1 protein-coding gene is annotated in these 272 nt (G+C 69.1%); it reads right to left on the bottom strand.

Annotated elements, in window-relative coordinates; translation table 11 throughout:
* Window positions 1-272 (bottom strand): efflux RND transporter permease subunit (locus tag ACFIKI_RS08675; protein ID WP_375666818.1); only part of this gene is annotated, 272 nt, incomplete at both ends.

Below are 272 nucleotides of genomic sequence, written 5' to 3'. Positions count from 1 at the left end.
CGAGCCCAGCCGCACGGATTCCTCCACCGACATGCCTTGCTCGCGCAGACTGCGGATCGTGCTGACGAGCACCACGCCGTTGAGCACCGCAATGCCCCACAGCGCGATGAAGCCCACCGAGGCAGGCACCGACAGGTACTCGCCCGCCGCACTCAGCGCCGCCATGCCGCCCACCAGCGCGAACGGGATGTTGGCAATGACCAGCAGCGCCTGCCTGGGCGAGCGGAAGGTCAGCACCAGCAGCACGAAGATGGCGCCCAGCGCCAGCGGCA

The sequence above is a fragment of the Bartonella sp. TT121SHDZB genome (assembly GCF_042193415.1).
GTDB lineage: Bacteria > Pseudomonadota > Alphaproteobacteria > Rhizobiales > Rhizobiaceae > Bartonella.
Note: the sequence above shows the minus strand (reverse complement) of the source record. Positions and strands in the feature narration are given on the sequence as shown.